This window comes from Enterococcus sp. DIV0176 (assembly GCF_050528535.1).
Lineage (GTDB): Bacteria > Bacillota > Bacilli > Lactobacillales > Enterococcaceae > Enterococcus_B > Enterococcus_B thailandicus.
Genome location: NZ_CP172879.1, coordinates 2,180,270 through 2,203,028, shown reverse-complemented (window position 1 = coordinate 2,203,028; position 22,759 = coordinate 2,180,270). Strand labels below are relative to the sequence as shown.

The 22,759-nt window shown below is 38.0% G+C and carries 24 protein-coding genes; 19 read left to right on the top strand and 5 right to left on the bottom strand.

All coding sequences use genetic code 11. From position 1 onward, the window contains the following. Positions 1-8: 8 nt before the first annotated feature. The 4 genes from IGJ66_RS10180 to IGJ66_RS10165 all read left to right on the top strand — a co-directional run bounded on the left by IGJ66_RS10180 (position 9) and on the right by IGJ66_RS10165 (position 4,407). Positions 9-1,964, top strand: a complete 1,956-nt coding sequence (locus tag IGJ66_RS10180) for an alginate lyase family protein (RefSeq protein WP_430616570.1) — start codon at positions 9-11, stop codon at positions 1,962-1,964. A gap of 13 nt (positions 1,965-1,977) precedes the next feature. Further along, positions 1,978-3,105 carry a glycoside hydrolase family 88 protein gene (locus tag IGJ66_RS10175; RefSeq protein ID WP_368027080.1) on the top strand — a complete coding sequence of 376 codons (1,128 nt, stop codon included), beginning with the start codon at positions 1,978-1,980 and terminating at the stop codon, positions 3,103-3,105. A gap of 11 nt (positions 3,106-3,116) precedes the next feature. After that, positions 3,117-3,953, top strand: coding sequence for an MBL fold metallo-hydrolase (locus tag IGJ66_RS10170; protein WP_067482733.1), 837 nt, complete (start codon positions 3,117-3,119; stop codon positions 3,951-3,953). Between the two features lie 226 nt (positions 3,954-4,179). Beyond that, entirely contained in the window at positions 4,180-4,407 is a 228-nt protein-coding gene (locus IGJ66_RS10165; RefSeq protein ID WP_067482731.1) for a hypothetical protein, read from the top strand. Between the two features lie 251 nt (positions 4,408-4,658). Here the strand turns inward: IGJ66_RS10165 and IGJ66_RS10160 are convergent, their stop codons facing one another. Beyond that, positions 4,659-5,507 carry a MurR/RpiR family transcriptional regulator gene (locus IGJ66_RS10160; protein ID WP_067482730.1) on the bottom strand — a complete coding sequence of 283 codons (849 nt, stop codon included), beginning with the start codon at positions 5,505-5,507 and terminating at the stop codon, positions 4,659-4,661. 135 nt (positions 5,508-5,642) lie between these two features. On the opposite strand from IGJ66_RS10160, the gene gnd reads away from it, so the two are divergent. From gnd to IGJ66_RS10110, 10 genes are all read left to right on the top strand, one after another. Further along, positions 5,643-6,554, top strand: a complete 912-nt coding sequence (gene gnd, locus IGJ66_RS10155; protein WP_067482728.1) for a phosphogluconate dehydrogenase (NAD(+)-dependent, decarboxylating) — start codon at positions 5,643-5,645, stop codon at positions 6,552-6,554. Positions 6,555-6,567: 13 nt separating this feature from the next. Continuing rightward, positions 6,568-7,566 carry a D-isomer specific 2-hydroxyacid dehydrogenase family protein gene (locus IGJ66_RS10150; protein WP_071869168.1) on the top strand — a complete coding sequence of 333 codons (999 nt, stop codon included), beginning with the start codon at positions 6,568-6,570 and terminating at the stop codon, positions 7,564-7,566. Between the two features lie 80 nt (positions 7,567-7,646). Beyond that, positions 7,647-8,492 (top strand): PTS mannose/fructose/sorbose/N-acetylgalactosamine transporter subunit IIC, encoded by an 846-nt coding sequence (locus IGJ66_RS10145; protein ID WP_067482724.1) that lies wholly within the window; start codon positions 7,647-7,649, stop codon positions 8,490-8,492. A gap of 21 nt (positions 8,493-8,513) precedes the next feature. After that, positions 8,514-9,380 (top strand): PTS system mannose/fructose/sorbose family transporter subunit IID, encoded by an 867-nt coding sequence (locus IGJ66_RS10140; protein ID WP_067482722.1) that lies wholly within the window; start codon positions 8,514-8,516, stop codon positions 9,378-9,380. A 21-nt stretch (positions 9,381-9,401) separates the two neighbouring features. Next, complete coding sequence (locus IGJ66_RS10135) at positions 9,402-9,908, top strand: PTS system mannose/fructose/N-acetylgalactosamine-transporter subunit IIB (protein ID WP_067482720.1); 507 nt, start codon at positions 9,402-9,404, stop codon at positions 9,906-9,908. An 85-nt stretch (positions 9,909-9,993) separates the two neighbouring features. Next, positions 9,994-10,920: a hypothetical protein gene (locus IGJ66_RS10130; protein ID WP_430616569.1), complete on the top strand. Its 927-nt coding sequence runs from the start codon at positions 9,994-9,996 to the stop codon at positions 10,918-10,920. Beyond that, positions 10,914-11,357, top strand: coding sequence for a PTS sugar transporter subunit IIA (locus IGJ66_RS10125; RefSeq protein WP_067482716.1), 444 nt, complete (start codon positions 10,914-10,916; stop codon positions 11,355-11,357). The genes IGJ66_RS10130 and IGJ66_RS10125 overlap by 7 nt, the downstream gene beginning before the upstream one ends. A 17-nt stretch (positions 11,358-11,374) precedes the next feature. Next, positions 11,375-12,439 (top strand): mannonate dehydratase, encoded by a 1,065-nt coding sequence (gene uxuA / locus IGJ66_RS10120; RefSeq protein WP_071869167.1) that lies wholly within the window; start codon positions 11,375-11,377, stop codon positions 12,437-12,439. Positions 12,440-12,469: 30 nt separating this feature from the next. Then, a complete protein-coding gene (locus tag IGJ66_RS10115; RefSeq protein ID WP_218657939.1) occupies positions 12,470-13,129 on the top strand; it encodes a bifunctional 4-hydroxy-2-oxoglutarate aldolase/2-dehydro-3-deoxy-phosphogluconate aldolase in 660 nt (219 codons plus the stop codon). A gap of 272 nt (positions 13,130-13,401) precedes the next feature. Further along, a complete protein-coding gene (locus IGJ66_RS10110; RefSeq protein WP_067482710.1) occupies positions 13,402-14,121 on the top strand; it encodes an HAD family hydrolase in 720 nt (239 codons plus the stop codon). Positions 14,122-14,211: 90 nt separating this feature from the next. Here IGJ66_RS10110 and IGJ66_RS10105 read toward each other — a convergent pair whose 3' ends face one another. Both IGJ66_RS10105 and IGJ66_RS10100 read right to left on the bottom strand, forming a co-directional pair. After that, positions 14,212-15,726, bottom strand: a complete 1,515-nt coding sequence (locus tag IGJ66_RS10105; protein ID WP_067482708.1) for a PTS transporter subunit EIIC — start codon at positions 15,724-15,726, stop codon at positions 14,212-14,214. Between the two features lie 11 nt (positions 15,727-15,737). Then, positions 15,738-16,427 carry an N-acetylmannosamine-6-phosphate 2-epimerase gene (locus IGJ66_RS10100; protein ID WP_067482706.1) on the bottom strand — a complete coding sequence of 230 codons (690 nt, stop codon included), beginning with the start codon at positions 16,425-16,427 and terminating at the stop codon, positions 15,738-15,740. A 158-nt stretch (positions 16,428-16,585) separates the two neighbouring features. Between IGJ66_RS10100 and IGJ66_RS10095 the strand changes: the two genes are divergently transcribed. Beyond that, positions 16,586-17,404 (top strand): MurR/RpiR family transcriptional regulator, encoded by an 819-nt coding sequence (locus tag IGJ66_RS10095; protein WP_067482704.1) that lies wholly within the window; start codon positions 16,586-16,588, stop codon positions 17,402-17,404. An 85-nt stretch (positions 17,405-17,489) separates the two neighbouring features. On the opposite strand, the gene IGJ66_RS10090 is transcribed toward IGJ66_RS10095, so the two are convergent. Continuing rightward, the gene (locus IGJ66_RS10090) at positions 17,490-18,731 is read right to left on the bottom strand and encodes an MFS transporter (protein ID WP_430616568.1); all 1,242 of its coding nucleotides are present in this window, start codon (positions 18,729-18,731) and stop codon (positions 17,490-17,492) included. 285 nt (positions 18,732-19,016) lie between these two features. Here IGJ66_RS10090 and IGJ66_RS10085 point away from each other — a divergent pair, with 285 nt between their 5' ends. After that, positions 19,017-19,388, top strand: a complete 372-nt coding sequence (locus IGJ66_RS10085; RefSeq protein WP_067482702.1) for a winged helix-turn-helix transcriptional regulator — start codon at positions 19,017-19,019, stop codon at positions 19,386-19,388. 687 nt (positions 19,389-20,075) lie between these two features. Here IGJ66_RS10085 and IGJ66_RS10080 read toward each other — a convergent pair. Continuing rightward, complete coding sequence (locus tag IGJ66_RS10080) at positions 20,076-20,807, bottom strand: SDR family oxidoreductase (RefSeq protein WP_430616566.1); 732 nt, start codon at positions 20,805-20,807, stop codon at positions 20,076-20,078. A gap of 74 nt (positions 20,808-20,881) precedes the next feature. Here IGJ66_RS10080 and IGJ66_RS10075 point away from each other — a divergent pair, with 74 nt between their 5' ends. The 3 genes from IGJ66_RS10075 (at position 20,882) to IGJ66_RS10065 (ending at position 22,544) form a co-directional block, all read left to right on the top strand. Continuing rightward, positions 20,882-21,340 (top strand): MerR family transcriptional regulator, encoded by a 459-nt coding sequence (locus IGJ66_RS10075; protein ID WP_067482696.1) that lies wholly within the window; start codon positions 20,882-20,884, stop codon positions 21,338-21,340. Positions 21,341-21,375: 35 nt separating this feature from the next. After that, positions 21,376-21,702, top strand: a complete 327-nt coding sequence (locus tag IGJ66_RS10070; protein WP_067482694.1) for a nucleotide pyrophosphohydrolase — start codon at positions 21,376-21,378, stop codon at positions 21,700-21,702. Positions 21,703-21,797: 95 nt separating this feature from the next. Next, a complete protein-coding gene (locus tag IGJ66_RS10065; RefSeq protein ID WP_071869161.1) occupies positions 21,798-22,544 on the top strand; it encodes a class A sortase in 747 nt (248 codons plus the stop codon). The last annotated feature ends 215 nt before the right edge of the window (positions 22,545-22,759 follow it).

Sequence of the window (22,759 nt, the reverse complement as noted above, 5' to 3'; positions counted from 1 at the left end):
TCAGTGACATGGAGCAAAATTTTAAAGGTTTTTTCAATTGCACAAGTCAAGAAGAGCTGTTTGAATTTAAAGAAGAGTTGCTAAAAAATAACGAAAAAGAGTGTCAAGAACTGCTTGCGAGGAGTCAACGGTTTGTTTCTGGGGAATATCTTTTTGATAACGCATGGGACATGGAAAGAACCCACGAGCCTGTTTTCTGGCAAGTAGCAGACATTGAGTGGTCAACTAGTCCAAATGGTGATTTGGAATGGCTCTATATGTTACATCGTCATCGCTTTTTAGTTGATGTAGGATTGGCCTATTTATTAACTGAAGAGTCAGAGTACCAAGAATATCTTGAACGTTTTTTACACGCGTTTCTTCAACATAATCCGCTAAATCAACTAACAAAACAGTCTAGCTGGCGAACCATTGATGTTGGGCTACGTGTAGTCAATTGGTTGAAGCTAGTTGAAATGAATCGCTTCTTGCCACTTTTTTCGGACGAATTGAAGCAAAAAGTAGAAACAGCTCTTGAGATTCAAGGAACGTATCTCTACGAAAATTTATCAATTGAACGAGGGCAGAGCAACTGGCAGGTTTTAGAAATTGCAGGGTTGTATAGTTTAAGTCTAGCTTTTCCCAATTTCGAGAAGGCAGATTTATGGCAAGCAGAAAGTCTCTTTTACTTAACGCATTCATTCGCTTTACAAGTGGAAGCAGATGGTATGCAACGAGAACAATCTTTTATGTATCACAATGAAGTTTTGCTTTGTTTATTGGAAATTTTACAACTCGCTCAAAGGACAGCAACTGACGTACCAGAAAAAATGGTTGACTATGCGAAACAATTGGCAAGAGCAGCAAGCTTATTTGTGAAACCAAATGGTCAGCAACCAATGTATGGCGATAGCGATCAAGAAGATATGACGGGCTTATTGCAATATGCAGAAGTTATTTTAACCAATCCAGAAGAACCAGTGAAAAAAAATCAAGCAGACTTAACCTTTTTTGCAAAAACTTCTTTAGGAAGAGGTCAATTTCCAATTACCGATTGCTTGTTATTGAAAGAAGCCTTTCATCATTTTGAGCAAGCAGGAATCATGATTGCAAAAAGCCCACTGACGTATCATTTGTTTAAATGCGGACCTCTGGGGGGCGGGCATGGACATGATGATTTACTCCATATTGACTTAGCCTATCAAGGAAAAGATATCTTGATTGATTCAGGTCGATACAGCTACGAATTAAGTAAGCACCGACTGGTTTTCAAAGAAGCAACAGCGCATAATACCATCGTGGTTGATAAAGAAAACTTTAATCAGCATACAGATGCGTGGGACAGTGTCAAAGTGGCGACACCAATCAATCAAAAAGCTACCGAAAAGTCAGGCATCCAGTTTTTTGAAGGTGGACATTTGGGTTATTTTACATTAGCTGATCCAGTGTACGTCGATCGTAAAGTGATTCATTTTCCGGAGGGATTCAGCTTTGTTAGTGACAGCTATATTTGTCGCGGAAATCATGAAATTGAAACCTTTTTTCACTTTGATTCATCAACAGTTCAACAAAAGCAAAGTATGTTAATCTTCCCAGAATTAGGCTACGAGATTTCATGTTTAGCAAAAGAAGCACGCTGGGAATGTTACGAAAAAAATAGTGCGCCAACTTATAATGAATTGCGAAAAATCACTTGTGCGAGAGCAAAGAAAAATATTCAAGGAACAGCCGCAACAACTTATCTTTTAAACCCACAAGGACTGGTTACAAAAGTTGAAAAGCTACCCGTTTATTCAGAAGCAGAACAACAACCAGATGAAGTAGTGGAAGCAATCAAGGTTCAGTTGAAAGATCGCACACAAAAACTCATTCTAATTCAGCATCAAGAGCCTGCCCATGGGCGAAGAGCCTATTGTGTTGAGGGAGAATATTATTATGGCCGAGTGGTTGTAGCTACTGACCAAGAAAAAATTGTTTTGTATTAAATTGGAGGACAATATGCTAACGAAAGAAAAAGTAGCACAAGAACTTGAATTTGTTTATCAAAAAATCATTGAGAACCTGACAACATTTGAAACCCTAGTTCCGGCAGCAGTTTCTAAAAACTATTGTTATCCAGCTGTTGAAAACGCAGATTGGACAGATGGTTTTTGGATTGGTATGCTGCATTTGGCTCAAGGCTATCGACCAGACAAGCGAATTCAGCAAGTGATTACCAAACAGCTAGAAGTATTTCAACAACGACTAGATGAAGAAATTGTTTTGAACCACCATGATATTGGTTTTTTATACTCCTTGGCAGCAGTTGCCGACTATCGTGAAAATAACACAGGTTCTTCACGAAAAATGGCGCTCCAAGCCGCGGATGTTTTAATGCGACGTTATAACGAAACAGCGAAGATTTTCCAAGCATGGGGGGAGCTTTCTGATAAAGAGCAACAAGGTCGAATGATTATTGACTGCAATATGAATTTGCCTTTACTGTATTTTGCTTCAAATGAAACAGGCGACCCACGTTATCGAGAAGCAGCTAAAAATCATGTGAAATTGGCACAAAAATATTTGATTCGTGAGGATTATTCGACTTTTCATACGTATTATATGGATATTGAGACAGGAAACCCTCGTTTTGGCGCGACAGCGCAAGGCTACGCAGACGATTCCTGTTGGGCAAGAGGTCAAGCGTGGGGAATCTATGGATTTCCAATCAGTTTTACTCATACAGGTGATGCAACGTTACTAGAGTCTTCTTGTTATTTAGCAGATTATTACTTAGCCCACTTGCCGGAAGATAAAATTGCTTATTGGGATCTGTTTTTTATGGATGGTGAGGAAGAAAGAGATACGTCTGCATCAGCAATTACTGTTTGTGGTTTGTTGGAGTTGGCAAAAAACTTACCGTTAACGGATTCACGACGCCAAAAATATGAAGAGGCTGCGCAGGAAATCATGGTTAATCTGATGAATTACACGACAAAAAGTCATCCTGAATCAAATGGTTTACTAGTTCAAGGCGTATACTCTAAGCCAGGTGGGACAGGAGTTAACGAATGTACTACATGGGGGGACTATTTTTATTTTGAGGCACTGACACGTTTGTATCGAAGCTGGGCAACTTATTGGTAGGAGGAAACAACATGAAAATTCATTATTTAGGCACGGCGGCAGCGGAAAGAGTTCCCGGGATTTTTTGTAACTGTCGTATTTGTCGTTATGCACGAGAACATGGTGGAAAAGACTTACGAACTCAGACACAAACCTTAATAGATGATGGTGAGTTATTAATTGATTTTCCTGGAGATAGCTATTTTCATTTACGGGAACATCAGCTGAATTTCAATGAGATTGAACATTTATTGATTACACATTGGCACAGCGATCATTTATATGCAGAAGATTTGGCTTTTCGAATGAGCTCGTATGCGAATGATTTGGATAAAAAACTGACCGTTTATGGTAATGCAACTGTTCATCGCTTCTTTGATCGTGCATTTGAATTAGAAAAAATGATTGAACCTGAACGAATCGAGTTTCAAGAATTAGCGCCATTTGAAAAGTATCAAATTGGTGAGTATCAAGTTCATACACTACCAGCTGTTCATGGTCAAAAAAATGGAGATTGTTTCATTTATGTGATTGAACGTGATGGGAAACGCTTGTTTTATACACATGATACAGGATTTCCAACCGATGAAGTTCTGGATTATTTAGAAGAAAATCAATTAAAACTAGATGCGATCTCATTGGATTGTACAGGACAAAACATGACGTATGTTGGTGGTATTCACATGAATTTAGGAGAAAATTTACGACTGATTCAATCGTTGTCCGAACGAGGGTTATGTGATGAAAAGACGACCTATGTTCTTAGTCATTTTTCTCACAATGGAGGTTTGACACATCAAGAAATGAAAGAATTAGCAGATGAGCACCAAATGTTGACAGCTTATGACGGTATGCTGATTGAAATTTAAGGATGAAGAGAAGAGTGGAGCAAAACGTGTGAATGTTTGGCTCTACTTTTTTTCTATTTTTATAAGCAAGTTATTTTTTATAAATGAATCAGTGTGCCCAAAATACATTGTTTTTCTGACGCATGGTATAATAAAACTATAGAAGTTTCAACAGGCAGGTTCCAACGCGTAAAGATTTCAAGTTTTGATAAAAAGCAAAATATCGGTAGAAATGGGAGGGATTATGATGGAAGAAACAGTTTTTTTTAATTTAGGAAATGCATTAGCAGCAAAACGTGACCCAAAAGAATTGATTCGTGAAGCACAAATCGTGAAAGACCAACGTCAGCCACTGGGAAAATTGGTCATTGTCGAAGATGAATCAAGTGGAGAACATATATTGTTTGAATTAGCGAGCCAAGAAGAAAAATCGGAACAGACAAAAGAGTTCAAGGTGAAACAAGTGATTGATTAAGTAAAAATAATTCAATAAAGCAGGCTGACTACTGAAGTATGGTATGGGGAAACTTAGTTGCCTGTTTTTTTGTGGGATAGTGCTAGGTAGTTTCTTACCTAGACAAAAATAAGTAGAGAACACAGATGCCTCTGATTTGACACGTGTGTACTGTCTTTCTCCTTTTGATGCCACCAATAAACAATTTACTTTCAGAACAAATAAAAAAACCACCAACCATTAGTAATCTGGGCTAATGGTTGGTGGTTTTTTTATTGTTTGCTGCGAGCAATTACTCGGCGAACTTTGGAAATCGAATCACGTGCTTTTTCTTGATTATAAAACATTAAAATGACATAAAGCGAGTCCATGATGCTTAGTTGAGAAATTCGCGAAGCTAAAGCTTCAGAACGAAATTCGGTTTCTTCTGCAATGGAAATAAAGACCACGTCACCCAACTTAGCCAAAGGAGAATTTGCCTGACTTGTGACGACGATTGCTTTTGCCCCGGTGGCTTTGACGGTTTCTGCTAAACGAATGGTTTCTTTTGATTTACCTGTATGAGAAATCAAGATTGCACAATCAGTGGGTGTTAAAAGAGAAGCCTCCATCAATTGAATATGGTAATCCGTACTATGAAAAACTGAGATTGGTGAGCGTAAAAATTTGTGATAAGCATCGGTTGCAACGATTTCAGATCCACCTACACCAAAGAAAAAGAGCCGATCAGAAGTGTTGATCAGATCAACCGCTTGCTTTAAATCTTCTTGTCGCAATAACCTTTGTGTATCATTCAAAGTTGTGATGTTGGAGTCAAAAACTTTTTGTGCCATGGTTAATTCCGTATCATTTTGATCAATGTTTTCGTGGATGGCAATCGCAGAAAAATCATTTTCTTGAATGAGCATTGCCATTTTGAAATCTTTGAATCCATTGTAACCAAGTTTTTTCGTAAATTGAAAAAAAGTGGAGTCAGCGATTCCAAGCTCATTCGCTAAATCGCTAATGGAACTGTGGGCTACTTTACTTGAATTTTCTAGAACATAATCTGCAATGGCTTGCTCTTTCGGACTGAAATCATTGTACATGGTTCTTATTTGTAAGCGAATGGATACAGACATATGTGTTCCCCCTTTACTCTCTAAATAAAGGATATAATGTTTCAATAAAAAAATCAAACGAAAAAATTTTTATTTTTTATGTTTACAAAAAAATATTTTTTTGTATAATGAGGATATAGAAATGGAGGCGCTATCATGAAAGTGAGTTTTGTTGGATTAGGTAAGATGGGAATGAACTTAGCAATCAATTTGAAAGAGCGTGGCTATGAAATAAAGGGGACAGATTTAGCTGAAGAGACGTTAAATATTGCAAGTCATGAAGGGATCGAAGCCTTTCAAACAGTCGAAGACTTACTAGCTTCTTATCAAGAAGACAAGCTAGAGCAAAAAATTATTTGGTTGATGTTACCCGCAGGCAGCCCAACTGATCGAGTATTAGAGCAATTATTGCCACTTTTAGCACCGCAGGACATTGTGATTGAAGGTGGAAACTCAAATTATCAAGATTCAGTTCGGCGCGCAGCAATTTTTGAAGAACGTGGCATTTATTATTTTGATTGTGGAACTTCGGGTGGTATTTCAGGTGCGCGTAACAATGCGTGTTTGATGATTGGTGGAAACCAAGAAATCTTTTTATCTATTGAGCAATTATTTAAAGATCTTGCAATTGAAAACGGTTACCTATATGCTGGGCCAGCTGGGAGCGGTCACTTTTTGAAAATGGTTCACAACGGGATTGAATATGGCATGATGCAGGCAATCGGCGAAGGCTTTCAATTAGTGGAACAAAGTGATTATGATTTCGATCTAGCAGATGTAGCTCGTGTTTGGAATCACGGTTCCGTTATTCGAGGGTGGTTAATGGAAATCGCAGAAGAACAATTTCGCCAAAGTCCTGAATTGGCAGATTATCGTGGAATCGTAGCAGCTTCTGGTGAGGCAAAATGGACGGTAGAAACAGCATTAGCAATGAATGTCCCTGTTCCGGTGATTGCGATGAGTTTATTCATGAGAAATCTGTCACAGGAAGAAGACAGTTTTTCTGCAAAAGTTGTTTCTGCTTTGCGAAATGGTTTTGGTGGTCATGAAGTAATCAAAAAAGAGTGAAGGGAGTAAAAAAATGGCTAAGTATCAAATCGCAATTGTGAATTCAAGTAGCTTTGGCAAAATTTTTCCTGAACATTTAAAACGATTAGAAGCGTTAGGAACCGTCAAACACTTTACTGTAGATGGTGAGATACCTGGAAAAGAACTGGCAGAAATGTTGCACGGCTACAATGTGATTATTGCCAGTGTTACCCCATTTTTTACCAAAGAATTTTTCGAGTATAAAGATGAACTACGTTTGATTTCTCGACACGGCATTGGGTACAACAATATCGACCTCGAAGCAGCAAAAGAAAAAGGAACGATTGTTTCAATCATTCCGGCATTAGTTGAGCGAGATGCCGTAGCCGAAAACAATATCACAAATCTGTTAGCTATTTTAAGATGCACAGTTGAAGCAGATTCTAGTGTGAAAAAGGATCACTGGGAAGATCGTGCACAATTTGTTGGTCGGGCACTCTTCAACAAAACAGTTGGCGTAATCGGGGTTGGAAACACAGGAAGCTGTGTGGTCGAGATTTTACGAAATGGATTTCGTTGCGAAGTTTTGGCATATGATCCTTATAAATCAGAGTTGTATTTACAAAGCTTTGGTGCCAAAAAAGTGGAGCTGGATGAATTACTTGCTTCAGCAGATATTATCTGTTTATGTGCCAATCTTACAGAAGAAAATTATCATATGATTTCAACGGCTGAAATCGAAAAGATGAAAGATCAGGTTTATCTGTCAAATAGTGCTAGGGGTGCTTTGATTGATGAGGAAGCACTGGTTGCAGGGCTAAAATCAGGAAAAATCGCTGGTTTTGCTACAGATGTCTTGGAAGAAGAACCGGGAAGAAAAGATCATCCTTATCTATCATTTGAAAATGTTGTAATGACACCACACACCTCTGCATATACAAGGGAATGCCTAGAAGAGATGGGAAAAAAATGTGTTGAAGATGTCGAGCGAATTGTTGCTGGTCGTTTACCAGAACGAGCGGTCCAAAGTCAGAGCTATTATTTAGTATAAAATTCAGTTGATAAAATCAGTTCGTAGGATAAAGGTCGTTAGGTCAAAACAAAAATGAACGAAAGTTTAGGGGAGGACTTATGGAAAATTTAAGTATCATACAAAGTTTATTGATTGCCTTATGGGTTGCAGCTATCATGTCAAGATGGCTTGGCGGAGGGGCAACGTTAACACTTCGATTCTCGCCATTGATGACAGGGTTAGTTGTCGGAATCATCATGGGAAACGTGGCACAAGCAATGATTATCACCGCTTCATTACAAATGATTTATATGGGTGTCTTTTCACCTGGAGGTTCAATGCCAGCTGAACCATCAATTGCAGCAGCGGTGGCTGTTCCAGTAGCACTTTTAGGAGATCTTTCACCTGAGGCAGCAATTGCAGTAGCTGTTCCAGTAGGATTATTAGGAAGTTATTTATATCAATTGCGCTTCTTTATCAATACATTTTTAGGGAAATATACAGATAAAGCTGTTGAAGACTTGAACGACAAAGCAATCAAACGTTCAATTATCTTATATCCAACCTTGGCTTCATTTCTGTTATTCGTACCGTTAGTATTTATCGCACTTTATTTGGGGGCACCAATTATTGCCGATGTGATTACTGCTTTAGAAGGAACGGTTGTGATTCATATTTTAGAAGTTGTTGGTGGTGGTTTAGCGGCAATTGGGATTGCTACAACAGTTTATGTTATTGGTCGAAAAGATTATATGGTGTTCTTCTTCTTGGCTTATTTCTTAAGTGTTGTCTTCAAATCATTAGAAATCACGATGGTAACTTACGCAATCTTTGGTGTATTGATTGCTTTGATTTTCGTGAAATCACAACAAGGAAAACATGTCCAAGCAGCTGCTGACAATGGTAATGGTACTGCAACGACAACGTTCGATGATGATGACGATGACTATGATGATGGATTCTAAGCAAAGTAAGGAGGAAGAATGATGACAGAAGCAATTGAAAAAACACAAGTAAACAGTCAAGCACCAGAAGAGATTACCAAAAAAGATGTGACGAAAGCCTATTTACGTTGGCATTTCGCTAATGAAATTCCGCACTCATTTGAACGCTATTTGGCACCATCCTTACTTTATGGAATGATGCCGATTTTGAAAAAATTGTATAAAGATGATGATGCTAGAAGAGCTGCTTATAAACGTCAGTTGTTGTTCTTCAATACCCAATTAAGTTGGGGTGGTGGTGTAATCACTGGGTTAATGTCTTCAATGGAACAACAACGTGCAGAAGAAGAATATACTGACAGTGAAGTTTTGATGCAAGATGATTTGATGTACAACACAAAAGCTGGTTTGATGGGGGCTTTAGCAGGAATTGGGGATGCGATTGACTCAGGAACTGTTCAATATATCTTTATTGCAATCGCAGTTCCATGGGCACAACAAGGTAGTGCGTTAGGCGCGTTGTTCCCATTCATCTGTTTTGCCACGTATCAAGCGATTTTAGGGGTGTTCTTTGCAAGACAAGCTTTTGCAATGGGACGAAATGCCACTGGTTTGATGCAAAGCACCGGCATTCAAACAGCAATTGAAACATTATCTGTTTTAGGGCTATTCATGATGGGTGTTTTAGCAGGTAATTATGTCAAAGTAGAGTCAACCTTGAAGTTTGTTATTTCGGGTAAAGATTTCGTCATTCAAGATATTTTGGACCAAATTGTTCCAGGGTTGTTGCCGTTAGCAGTCGTGATGGGTGTTTACTGGTTCTATAACAAAAAGGGACTAAAAGTAACTCAAGCGTTGCTCTGGTTAACATTGATTTTGATTGTCTTAGCAGGTATTGGAATTTTATAAAAATTAAAGGAAGTGTTTTTGATGGGAAAAGTAAACTTAGCACGTGTAGATGAACGTTTAATCCATGGTCAAGTAATGGTGACTTTGTCACAAAAGAGCGGAGTTAATTCCATTTTTGTAGTGGATGATGTTGTCGCAAAAGATAAATTCATGCGTGATCTTTATAAAAACGCGGGAAGTCGTACGGGGCAAAAAACGATTGTCATCACAAGCGATAAAGCAAAATTTTATTGGGATGAATATGAGTTTAAAGAGTATAACTGCATCTTGATTGCCAAAACAGTGAGTGTGATCTATGACTTAGTCAAACATGGTATACCAATGAAAGAATTAAATATTGGCGGGATTGCTCAAAAAGATCCAGAAAAAGATTTATTAGTAACAAAATCAGTTTATTTAAATAAAGAAGATGCGCAAAAATTAAAAGAATTGAACGAAGACTATGGGGTTGAAAATATTTATTTCCAAGCAACGCCATCTGCGCCAAAATCAACTTTAAAAGACATTTTAAGCAAATTTGATTTGTAAAATCACGCATAAGGATAAGCAAATGGAGTCTGGGATTGATTACCAGACTCCCCAAATAAACGAACAAGGATAGGTGGGGAGTACGATGCAAAAAAAGGAACGCTTTCAAGATTGGTTGTTTCGTTACCAATATGTCTATCGCTTACGGCGTACACACAAACAAAAAACAAGATTTATCTCAGCCGTTATTGCAGATATTTTGCCGATGCGAGAAGACGTACAAGTAATTGAATATAACCAACAGAAAAGAACCTCTTCCAGAAATATTTACATTGGCGATGTCGAAAATGCCGAGCGAGTGATTTGCACGTATTATGACACACCACCTAGACATGTGGGGGCGTACACTTTGTTTCAACGAAAAGAACAAGCGAAGGCTACGACCAAATTTATTTTATTAGGCACAGTCAGCCTGATTTTTATTGGCTTAATGGCGACGATCGTTTACTTAATGAAGTATGCATTGGTTTTTGATGTGACTACTTTTAGTACATGGCTCGTAATAGCTGTCTTTGCTAGTTACTTTTATTTTTTAGGCAAGGTGACTCAAGGATTGTCGAATCGTAAAAATCTTGTTCGGAATACGTCATCGATCTTGACGCTACTAGCAATGATGGAAGAACCCGATGAAAAAACAGCTTATGCACTGCTTGATGAAGGATGCTTTGGTGAGCAAGGAGTTACGGTACTACAAAGTGTAACCAAAAGAAATTGTGAAGTGTACTTGTTGGATAGCGTTGGGGCGAAGGCACCATTGAGAGTACTGGGTACGCCTAAAAAAACAAGTGAAGCTGCTAAAAAAGCAGGCATTGAAGTTGTGTCCGAACAATTGTTAGAAAAACAGCCGATGTATTTGTTTAGTGGTGAAAATCAAGCAGAGACAACTGGCTTTTATCTAAGTCGAGAAGTACTCGATCAAAAAGAACTTAATATGGAAAATATCGTAAAAGTTATGACTTTTTTCAAAAGAAATGAACCAAAACTTTCTGTCGAGGAGGAAGCATCATGTTAGGAATTGTGATTGCAACACATGGTACGTTGAGTGAAGGATTAAAAGATGCTGCAACGGTAATCATTGGGGCAACGAATAATACAGCAACCGTTCGCTTGAACCAAGCGGATGATGTACAACTTTTAGGTGAAAAAATCGGGAAAGCAATCCATGAAGTCAATCAAGAAAATGGTGTCATTGTATTAACAGACTTGGTAAGTGCTAGTCCCTACAATCAGTCAGTATTAGCTGTTAGTCAATTGGAACCAGCACTTCAAGAACAAGTGTATGTCATTGGCGGTGTCAACTTACCAATGTTATTGGAAACGATCAATCATCAATTAATTGAAACGCCTTTAGAACAAGTTGCTCCGGCAATCCTTGCACAGGGAGAAGATAGTTTACAAGCATGGCATACATCAATGACTGAAGAAAATGATGAAGAAGATGACTTTTAAAGGAGGCGTAAGCCAAGATGAAGTGGGGATTTAGATGGTATGGTCAAGGAGACTCGATTCCGCTGGAAAATGTAGGTCAAATTCCGGGCATCAATGGAATTGTAGGGACTTTGTTAGACAAGTTACCTGGTGATATCTGGGAAGTTGACGAAATTCAGGAATTAAAAGATTCTGTTGAAGCTGGAAATCTAGAATTATTAGGAATTGAAAGTGTGGCCATCCATGATGCAATTAAAGCAGGAACAGCCGATAGAGATCATTATATTGATAACTATATCCAGACAATCAAAAATTTGTCGAAGTGTGGCGTGCATTTGATTTGTTATAGCTTTAAGCCAATTTTTGGTTGGGCAAAGACCAATTTGTTTTATGAAAATGAAGATGGCAGCTTTTCGTTAGTCTATGATCAGTCAGTAGTTGACAACATGCAGCCAAGTGAAATGTATACATTGATCCATAGCCAATCAAAAGGATTTCGTTTGCCCGGCTGGGAGAAAGAACGCCTAGATAAATTCAATCGGTTGGTGGAAACTTATGAAGGTGTGACGGAAGAAGTTTTATTTGAAAATCTTTCCTATTTCCTGCAAAAAATTATTCCAGTTTGTGAGGAAATGGATGTGAAAATGGCTATCCATCCGGATGATCCACCATGGGAGATCTTTGGCTTCCCACGCATTACAAAGAACCTGGCAGACTTAAAACGAATTTTATCAATTGTTGATTCTCCTTACAATGGAATTACGTTATGCACAGGTTCCTTGGGAGCAGATCCAGCCAACGATTTGGTTGAAATCATTCATGAAGTTGGAGAACGAATTAACTTTGTCCACTTTAGAAATGTTGGCTTTATGGGTGAAAGAAAGTTCAAGGAAACAGCACATTTATCAACAGAAGGTTCACTTGATATGTATGCGCTGATGCAAGCATTAGTGGACGTTGGTTTTGATGGTGTGATTCGTCCTGACCATGGTCGAACGATTTGGGGAGAAGTGGCGATGCCAGGCTATGGTTTATATGACCGCGCAATGGGGATTACCTATATGCAAGGATTACACGAAGCAATCACAAAAGCCAAAAAATAGATCACGTTTTGTGAGGGAGCGAGCTTGAAAATGCAGACAATTCAAAACGAAGTTTATCAAAAAATCGAAGAAGCAAAGCTATTGCCTCTTTATACTGCAACGGATCTTGACTATCTGGATCGATTGGAAGAAATTCTGTTAGCAAATCAGTTACCGTTAGTTGAAGTTACGTTTCGTAGTGAATTGGCAGAAGCGGCCATCAAACAATTAGCAAGATCTGGAAAATTGTTGGTGGGTGCGGGCACTGTGCGAACGTTGGCACAGGCAAAGGCAGCAGTTAAGAATGGCGCGAAATTTATTGTGTCACCAGCTGTGATTCCTGAAGTCATCGAATATAGTTTAGCTCAAGGTATTCCCGTTTTTCCTGGAACGGCAACACCCAGTGAAATTCAGCAAGCGGTGGATTATGGTATTCATATGGTTAAATTTTTCCCAGCAGATATCTATGGCGGGCTAAAGGCAATCAAGGCCTTGAGTGGACCATTTTATGACGTGAAATTTTTGCCAACGGGTGGCATTGATGAAACCAATGTTCTCGACTATTTGAACCATCCTCAAGTAGTAGCAGTTGGTGGGTCATTTATTCTTTCAGAAGCAAGTTTGAAGCAAGATGACGGAGTAACTGCCAGTCAGCACTTGAACGAATTAATAGAAACAATCAAAGAACAATCTTTCACGGCAAGCAGATAAAGTTGTGAATGTATCAAACGGGTAAAAAAGAGGGTGGGACAAAACGAACAGGCGTTTTGCCCGCCTTTTTGACGGAAATGACTACTAGTTAGGCGAGAAAAAGCAAAGAAAAAGCAAAGAAAAAACAACGTTCTGAAATGAGCAAATAATTGTAGAAAAAGCTGTGAATCCTCTGATTTTTCTTTTCGTTAGAGGGTTCCTTAATCGCTTACTGCTGTCTTTTCTTTCCCTTTTGAGGTAGAATGAACCAACTCAAGTTATTGGAGGCTATTATGAATAAAATCGAATTATTTATTTTTGATATGGATGGACTAATGTTTGATACAGGTCGTCTTAGTTATCGAGGCTATTTCAATTCTGCAGAAAAACATGATTATGAATTGAATCATAATGTTTATTATTATTTAACAGGAAAAACGGATTCAGATATTCGTTTAGGGATGAAAGAACTCTATGGCGAGGAGGTACCTTACAATGAATGGCGTGACTCAATGAACGTGTTCAAAAATGAACTATTGGCGAAAGAAAAAACAGTTCATAAAAAATATGGTTTGGTTCCATTATTAGATTTCGCCAAAGAACAAGGGGTTAAAATCGCTGTTGCCTCGTCTTCAAACCGAGAAAAAGTCTTAACTTATTTAGAGATGGAAGGACTTACTGACTATTTTGATGTACTATTGGCGGGGGATGAAGTCGAAGCCGGGAAACCAAATCCAGAGATTTTCTTAAAAGCCAGTCAAAAAGCTGGTGTTGATCCAGCACATGCGCTTGTTTTTGAAGATTCAAGAGTCGGGATCGAAGCAGCGCGTCGTGCAGGAATTCTTTCTGTTCTAGTTGAAGATGATATCACGGATCTACCAGTTAGAAAAGGGCGCTATCCACTGAAAAAAGATCTTTCACGTTTACGAGAACGTCCAGCACCCGCAGATTTTCAGTTTCATGATTTGTTGCAAGCTAGAAATTTTTTGGCGAAAAAAGAGTTGTTTTTATAAGTATTTAGTAAATGAAAGAATGAAAAAGCTCAGTTGTCTAGTGTGGGACAACTGAGCTTCTTTTTTATGCAATCAATAAGTAGCAAACTGCTAACTATCTTTATTTAAAATTTGGTTGATTTCCTGACTCAAAAGATCTGCCTTACCACCAAAAACGGCTTGGATGCCACCTTTAACTTCAAAAACAGCTGTAGCGCCTAATTCTTGGATAGCTTGTTTATTGACCAGTTGTCCGTCGGTGACAGAAACACGCAGACGAGTAGCACAAGCTTCGACTGATTCAATATTTTCTTGGCTTCCGAGTGCAGTAATGATGGTTAGTGACTCGTCATGTAAAGTAGTTGGTTTCTTTTTGTTTTCCTTTTCAAATTCGTTCGGAGTTTCATCTGTAGCTAACTCCATACCTGGAATCGCCACTTTGAATTTTTTGATACAAAATGAAAAGACAACATAATAGATAACTGCCCAAGCAAGACCAAAAGGTAGTAATTTCAACCAATTTGTTTTGTCGTTTCCTTGTAAAACACCAAATAATAAGAAGTCAATGAGGCCTCCAGAAAATGAATTACCAATTCGAATGTTTAAAATATCAGCGAAATAAAAAGAGAGCCCATCTAAAAATGCGTGAATGACATATAGCCATGGAGCTACAAATAAAAACATATATTCAATAGGTTCAGTAATCCCAGTTAAAAAAGAGGTCAACGCACCACTAAAATACAAACCACCATTCTTCTTACGGTTTTGTTTGGGAATCGCGCGATACATTGCATAACATGCAGCAGGTAAACCGAACATCATCGTAGCAAATCTTCCTGCGAAGAAACGGGTTCCGTAAGTGAATAGACCTGTGTGGCTAGAATCGGCTAACTGAGCAAAGAAAATATTTTGTGCACCTGAAATCGTTGAACCAGCAACTGTTTCTGTTCCGCCCAACGAAGTATACCAGAACAGTGGATAAATCGTGTGGTGCAAACCAACTGCACCAGTCAGACGAAGTAAAAAGCCATATAAAAATGTACCCAAACTACCCATTTGTGCAATTTGCTCTCCAGCAATGACTAAGCCGTTTTGAATTGGCGGCCAGATCAAATAAAAAAATGAACCGATAAGAATTGCAGCTAAACTAGAAACGATGGGAATAAAACGAGAGCCGCCAAAAAAACCAAGAAACTGTGGTAATTCGATTTTTCGATAACGATTATGCAAAAAGGCGACCGTGCCACCAATGGCAATTGAACCAACAACTCCAGTATCCAAAGAGGCACCCTCTGGAGAAAAAAGTTCCAGAAAGCCACTAATTGTTGCTGTATACACGAGATAGGCAACACCGCCAGCTAATCCAGCAGTTCCTTTATCGCCATTTGCCAAGCCAACTGCGATACCAATCGCAAAAATCAACGCTAGATTTGCAAAAACAGCATTACCAGCAACACTCATAATACTCAAAATCGTGTGTAGCCATGGTTGTGCTAAAAGTGGGTAGGCATTTATGGCGCTTTCATTTGTTAGCGCGCCACCCAGTCCAAGAAGAAGACCAGCGACAGGTAAGATAGCAATCGGGAGCATGAAAGCACGACCAAGCTGTGAAAATTTTTTGAACATAGTGATTCCTCCTAGTTTAATCCATCAACAAAACGCTGTGCAATTTCTTGCGGTCGCGTAATTGCACCACCAACAACAAGTCCAGCAACACCTAAGTCTTTGATTTTTTTTGCTTGTTCAGGTGTGTGGATCTTTCCTTCTGCGATAACACATAGATTTGCATCAACCAATTGTTTGATAAGCTCAATATCTGGCTCGTTTTGGTGTTTACTGTCTGCTGTGTAACCACTCAATGTTGTCCCAATAAAGTCAACTCCTGCCTTAGCAGCATTGACACCTTCTGCAAATGTGGCGATGTCCGCCATCAATAGTTGATTGGGATACTTATCTTTAATTTGAACAATAAAGTCATTGATTTTTAAGCCATCGTGACGTTTTCGTAAAGTACAATCAAGAGCAATAACTTCCACACCGGTTGCAACAAGCTCGTCAACTTCGCGCATGGTTGCAGTAATAAAAGGTTCTTCAGGTAAATAATCACGTTTGATGATACCAATCATCGGCAAGTCAACTTGTTCTTTGATTTCCAAAATATCACGAACAGAATTTGCACGAATACCAACAGCTCCTGCTTTTTGAGCAGCCAAAGCAAATAAAGGCATTATTCCGCCAGTTTCGCTGTAAAATACTTCGCCAGGTAAAGCCTGACAAGAAACAATCAACCCGCCAGAAATGGCATCTAAAAATGTTTGTTTTTTCATTCTCCTTAATTCTCCATTTTTGTTTTATTTTTGGATAATAACTCCGAACATAGTGTAGCATCCGCTTACAATCATGTAAAGCCTTAATTGGAGAATTTTGGAGAATTTTTTTGTTTTGGAGTATAATGAAGCGAATACGTTGTAGTGAAGGAGAAGTCATGAAGTATACCTATTTGATTCGCGAGCACTATCCATTTTTAACAAAATCTGAAAAAAAAGTAGCTGACTATATTTTGGATTCTGGGAAATCAGTTATTTATAATACAATGAGTGACATCAAGGCAAAAACAAAAGTTGGCGATGCAACAATTATTCGTTTTTGTCAAAAATTAGGTTTTTCTGGTTTTTCTGATTTGAAAATCGAAATTGCGAAAGAAGACTTTAGCCAGAAACAAGAGCTACCGAAAGAAGCAAAATATTTTACTGAAATCGCAGTTGGAGTAAAAGAGGCATTGAATGCAACAGAATCATTACTTAACGAGGAAACATTAGCCGATGCGCTTCAACTGATTAGCCAGTCAAACAATATTTATATATTTGGAGTGGGATCAAGTGGAACGACTAGTTTAGATTTAGCCACTATGTTTCTAAGAGTTGGTGTAAAGGCGCATGCAGTAGTAGATCCGCATATTCAAGCACAGGTTGCTTCACTATTGGATGAAGGAGACACAGTAATTGTTTTTTCACTGTCAGGGAAAACAAAAGATACGTATGATTCAATGAAAATTGCGAAAAAAAATGGTGCCAAAATTTTGGCAATTACGAATTATCTTCAATCGCCAATTGGACGAACTGCCGATTTTGTTTTACAAACAGCAATTGAAGAGTTTCTGAACGGGGCGTCTTTAGCTGGAAAAATCTCTCAGCTTTATCTTTGCGATATTCTGGTTCAAGGTTATGAACGAAAAAATAACGTTGATTCGATTGAGTTAAGGGAAAAGGTACTGCGGGCAATTATCGATAAGAGTATCGATTAAACGCTTAAATAGACATAACGTATGTATAGGAAAAAAGCATCAAGAAAACGCAAGAAGAGGACGAGTCTTAGGCTCGTCCTCTTCTTTATTTTGTGACACTAGTTGAATTTTCAGGATTCATTTCCTGTGCAGTTAAAGACAGTTGTTCTATTTTTTTATTTTCAGCAATCAATTTTAGAACTAAAAAAACAGCCAGTAAGACAATACCTGCTCCGAAAATTGGCGTGTAACCAACGCCGACAGTTTTTGTTACTTGTCCTCCGACAAACGAGCCGAATGCGATTCCGATATTAAATGCAGAAATATTAAATGCTGAAGCTAGAGTAATATCTTTTGGTGTATAGCCTTCAGCTAGTTGAACGACATAAAATTGTAGCCCAGGAACATTCATGAAAGAGAAGAGTCCTAAGACGAGTGTTGCAACGGTTGCTACTAGTTTATTTCCACTCAAAATTGTTAAAAATAGGAAAAGTAGAGAAAGAACTAACAGACCAAACATAACACCTAAAGCTTTCAAAGGTTGCCGGTTAGAGTAATGCCCACCAATCGTATTTCCAATGGCAACCATTAGTCCATAGATAACTAATAAGATAACGACAGCATGTGCAGAATAACCAATTTTGTCTTGCAAAATTGGCGTTAGGTAAGTATAAGCAGCAAAAGTACCACCATAACCAAGTGCAGTGATCAAAAAGGAACCAACTAAAAATTTATTTTTAAAGATTCTTAGAATACCTCTCAAGTCTACCGACCCTGGGATAGGTAAGCCACTTGGAATCAAGAATAAATTGGCGACTAACCCGATGAAACCAACAGCTGCAATAAAAATGAATGTCATGTGCCAATTGGTCTGTTGGCCGATGAAGGTACCTAATGGAACACCTGTAACGGTAGCCACGGTTAATCCAGTAAACATGATGGCAATTGCACTGGCACGTTTATGTGGCTGAACAACATCTGCTGCAATGACACTTGAAACGGACATGAAAATACCATGAGCTAGGGCAGAAATAACACGACCAATTAGTAACATGGCAAAGCTTGCAGCGAATGCAGCAAATAGATTTCCAATAATGAATAAAGACATAATCATCATCATTAAAAATTTTCGACTCCATTTTCCAGTTAAAATAGTTAAGAGTGGCGCGCCAACAGTAACGCCAATTGCGTAAAGGGAAACAGTCAGTCCTGCTTGTGCCAAGCTAACGTGAAAGCTATTTACAATCAAAGGCATAAGGCCAACACTGATAAATTCAGTTGAACCAATGGCAAAGGCATTGATAACTAATGCCATCAATGTAAGCGTGGGTGAGATTTTATTTTTCATTTTTTTCCTCCTAAAAGTTTGATACCTGACGAATAGAAAATATAGACCTTATTTATGAAAGTAGAAAGTACCTACTTTTTAGTGCAATAGGTACTTTTTTGTAACATTTGCGTAAGTACGCGAAAAAAATCGTTTTATTGTAGTATTAGAAATTTTTCATTTTTCATTTTTTATTTAAGACGCTGATTATTAATTGATAGTCTTTGAAAAAAGTTTTTTTGCTTTCAAAAGTTGATAGAAGGTGCTAGTATTTGGAGCGTATCTTTTTTGGAGGAGAGTAAGTGAATGGAAAAAATTTATCATATTGGTGTTGAAGCAACTTTAGAAGTGATTGGCGGAAAATGGAAACCAATTATTCTTTGCCATTTAGGAAATGGGGCTATTCGCACGGGTGAACTACGTCGAAAAATTCCTACAATTACTCAAAAAATGTTAACGCAACAATTGCGTGAGTTAGAGCAAGACGGTATCGTTCATCGAAAGATTTATAATCAAGTGCCTCCTAAAGTAGAATATTCATTAACAGAAGAAGGAAAATCACTACGGGAGATTTTGGTTGCAATGTCTGTTTGGGGTGAAGAGCGAATTGAAAAGCAGCAAGAAGAAGGCAAGTCAGTCAAACTTTTACATACGCACGGCGGTTATTTGAATTATTAAGAAAAAGGTTGTGAAAGAAGTGCCCAGCTCCAATAAATAAGAGTAAATTTCCAGAAATTGTTCCTCAAATTTTTGTGAAATTTGGGCTTATTTTGAAGGAGGTACTTCTTGAACACTGAGAGAAAGGTTGTGGCTCCAAGTGTTTAGCTTCAAGCAATAAGAAAACTTTTTTTAAAATAGCCTCCCATATTTTTAGAAAAAGTGGACTTATTGTCGAAGAAGTTGCTTGGGGAACACTGAGGAAAAGGTTGTGGCGCAAAACGTTCAGCTCCGAACAGATAGCAAGCAGTTACTAAAAACAGCATCTCATGTTTTGAAGTGGATGAAAGCTATGTGGAGGAGTTGTTTTGGGAACACCGAGAAAAAAGGTTGTGATTCCAAGCGTTTAGCTTCGAAATAATAAAGAGCAACTGACAAAAAATAGCTTTTCATATTTTTGACCAGTTGAGAGTTATTTCGAGAAGTTGCTTTGGGAACACCGAGGGAAAAGGTTGTAGCGCAAAAGGCTTAACCTGTGACTCCAAGCGTTCAGTTCCGAAAAGAGAAAGAACAACTGACAAAAATATCAAACAGAGATACCAAAAACTTTTCATAGATGGTAAGAGTAGCATGTTATTTTTAGGAGCTACTCCTTAAATAGAAAAAAGGTTGGAACCATTTGTTCCAACCTTTTTAGTATCAGAATGATTAGCCATCTTGGCGTGTTGCTGCAATGTCAATTTCTCTGATGTTCACTTCTTGTGGCATATCATAAATAAATTTAACCACTTCTGCGACGTGGACAGGATCAAGAGTGATTCCGCCCATTGTTTCTTTCCATGCTTGATAGTCCGACAAAGCACCAGTATCTGTAACATGAGTTAATAATTCCGTTTCGGCAGCGCCAGGGGCAACTAAGCTTACACGAACATTATCTTTTGAAACTTCTTCGCGAATGGTTTCGCTTAATCCGTGAACACCGAACTTTGAGGCAACATAAGCGGCATGATTCACAAAAGTTTTACGTCCAGCTAATGAAGACATGTTGATGATTGTACCGTGCTTTCTTTCAACCATATCTGTTAGTACAGCTTGCATACCATTTAACACACCTAAAACATTTGTGTCCATCATCGTTTTCCATTCCGATGGAGATTGTGATTGAACATTACCTAATAACATCACACCAGCGTTATTTACTAATAAATCAGTTTTTCCAAACTTTTCTTCTGCTGTGGCAATACTGGCTTTGAAAGCTTGTTCATCAGTCACGTCGACAGAGTCAACAAGCACTTGATCAAAATCAAGCGGTAAGGAATAGATTTTTTCTGTACGACGACCTAGCAATAACATGGGATAGTTTTCTTTATTAAATAATTTGGCGATTTCTGCTCCAAAGCCTGAGCTTGCTCCAGTAATCACGATTAGGGGTTTATTCATTTCATTTCCTGCTTTCTTCTGTTAAGATAAACGTAGTATACAACTTGGAGTTAGCTCCAAGTCAAGGAGGAAAAATGAAAACTTATACAATTGGCGAAATTGCTGAAAAGTATCAATTATCAACAGACACCTTACGCTATTATGATAAAGAAGGTTTGTTACCATTCGTGAAAAAAAATTCAGCGGGGCGACGTGTATTTACCGAGGATGATTTAGGTTACTTGAATGTCATTGAGTGTTTAAAAAAATCGGCTATTCCAGTAAAAGATATTGCAACATTTATGGAATGGTGTATGCAAGGTGATGGGACTCTACCTGATCGCTATGCCTTTATTGTTGAACAAGAAACGATTTTAGAAGCAAAAATTCAAGTATTAGAAGCTAATTTGGCTTTTTTACGTTGGAAGAAATGGTATTATCAAAAAGCAAATGAAGTTGGAACAGAAACAGTTTTTTTTGAACCAGGAACAAGACAAGTCAGCGAAAAATGGCATCAAGAATATGAAGACCAATTATCAAAGACTGTCTACTAAAAAACTTAGTGATAAAAAGAAAGTAGGCCCGACAAATGAACAGTATGGAAAAAGTAAATAAATTTCGTGATGATCGGAATTGGCGACAATTTCATAACGAAAAAGATTTAGCGATTTCGATTTCTTTGGAAGCTTCAGAACTACTGGAACTTTTTCAATGGAAGCAACCTGAGGAAGTTACGACAAATCAGGTAGAACGAATTAAGGAAGAGCTAGCAGATGTTTTAATCTATTCGTACATGTTAGCGGATAATCTTGATTTCGATTTGGATGAAATCATTGAAGAAAAGTTAATCAAAAATAATAGAAAATATCCTGTCGAAAAGAGTATAGGAAAGCGCGAAAAATACACGGAACTCTAAAACAAATGAGTAGTAAGTTACGCTTGAATGATAGACAGAAGTAGGGATATCCATTAAAATGAAGAAAATATGGTGTGGAAAGAGGAGGTCGTACAATGGCGACTGACAACAACACGAATAAAGAGAAAAAAGGAAAACGCGTGAGACGTTGGCTAATGAATTTACTTTTGCTGTTACTCTTACTAGTAGGAATTGCTTTAATTTTTAATGAACAAATCAAAGATTTTTTTGTTAAGAATACTGGTGATCAATACGCGATAGCTAATGTAACTAAAGAAGATTTGCAAAAAAACAACGAACGAGAAACAACGTTTGATTTTGATGCAGTTGAACCAATGAGTTCTGAACGTGTGATTCGAGCAGAGGCCAGTTCTGAAAGTAAGGATCTGCCAGTGATTGCTAGTGTCGCAGTTCCATCTGTATCAATCAACTTACCAATTTTTAAGGGACTTTCAAATACAGCGTTATTGTATGGTGCAGGAACTTTATCACCTGATCAACAAATGGGAAAAGGAAATTATGCGCTGGCTAGTCATCGCTCAACCAATCCAGAGCTATTGTTCACTCCTTTAGAAAATCTATCAATGGGTGCTACAATCTATTTGACTGATTTAGAGAATGTGTACACGTATAAAGCTTTTTTCAAAGAAAAAGTAGCACCAACAGAAACTGAGTTATTAGATGTAGTGGACGGTAAAGAAATCGTGACCCTGATTACTTGTGGAGATAATAATGCAGTAACTCGGTTAGTTGTACAAGGCGCATTAGAAAAAGTAACACCGATAAAAGATGCAACAGATGAAATGAAACAAGCCTTTAATTTAGAAACAAAAACTTTTTAGTACGAAATTTCATAAAAAGTGTGAGCGTTGCTGGAGAATAGAAAGGCTTAGAAACTGAGAACTAAAGGTTCTCAGTTTTTTTATTTTAATAGTTGTCAACAGTTAACAATAGAAGAAAGCCAAAACAAAAAATAAAAAAACTTGGAAGGGGTTGCAAAGAAGAAAAGAAAGTGTTATCATAAATTCAGTTAAGAAATGGATTGTTACTGCTTAGC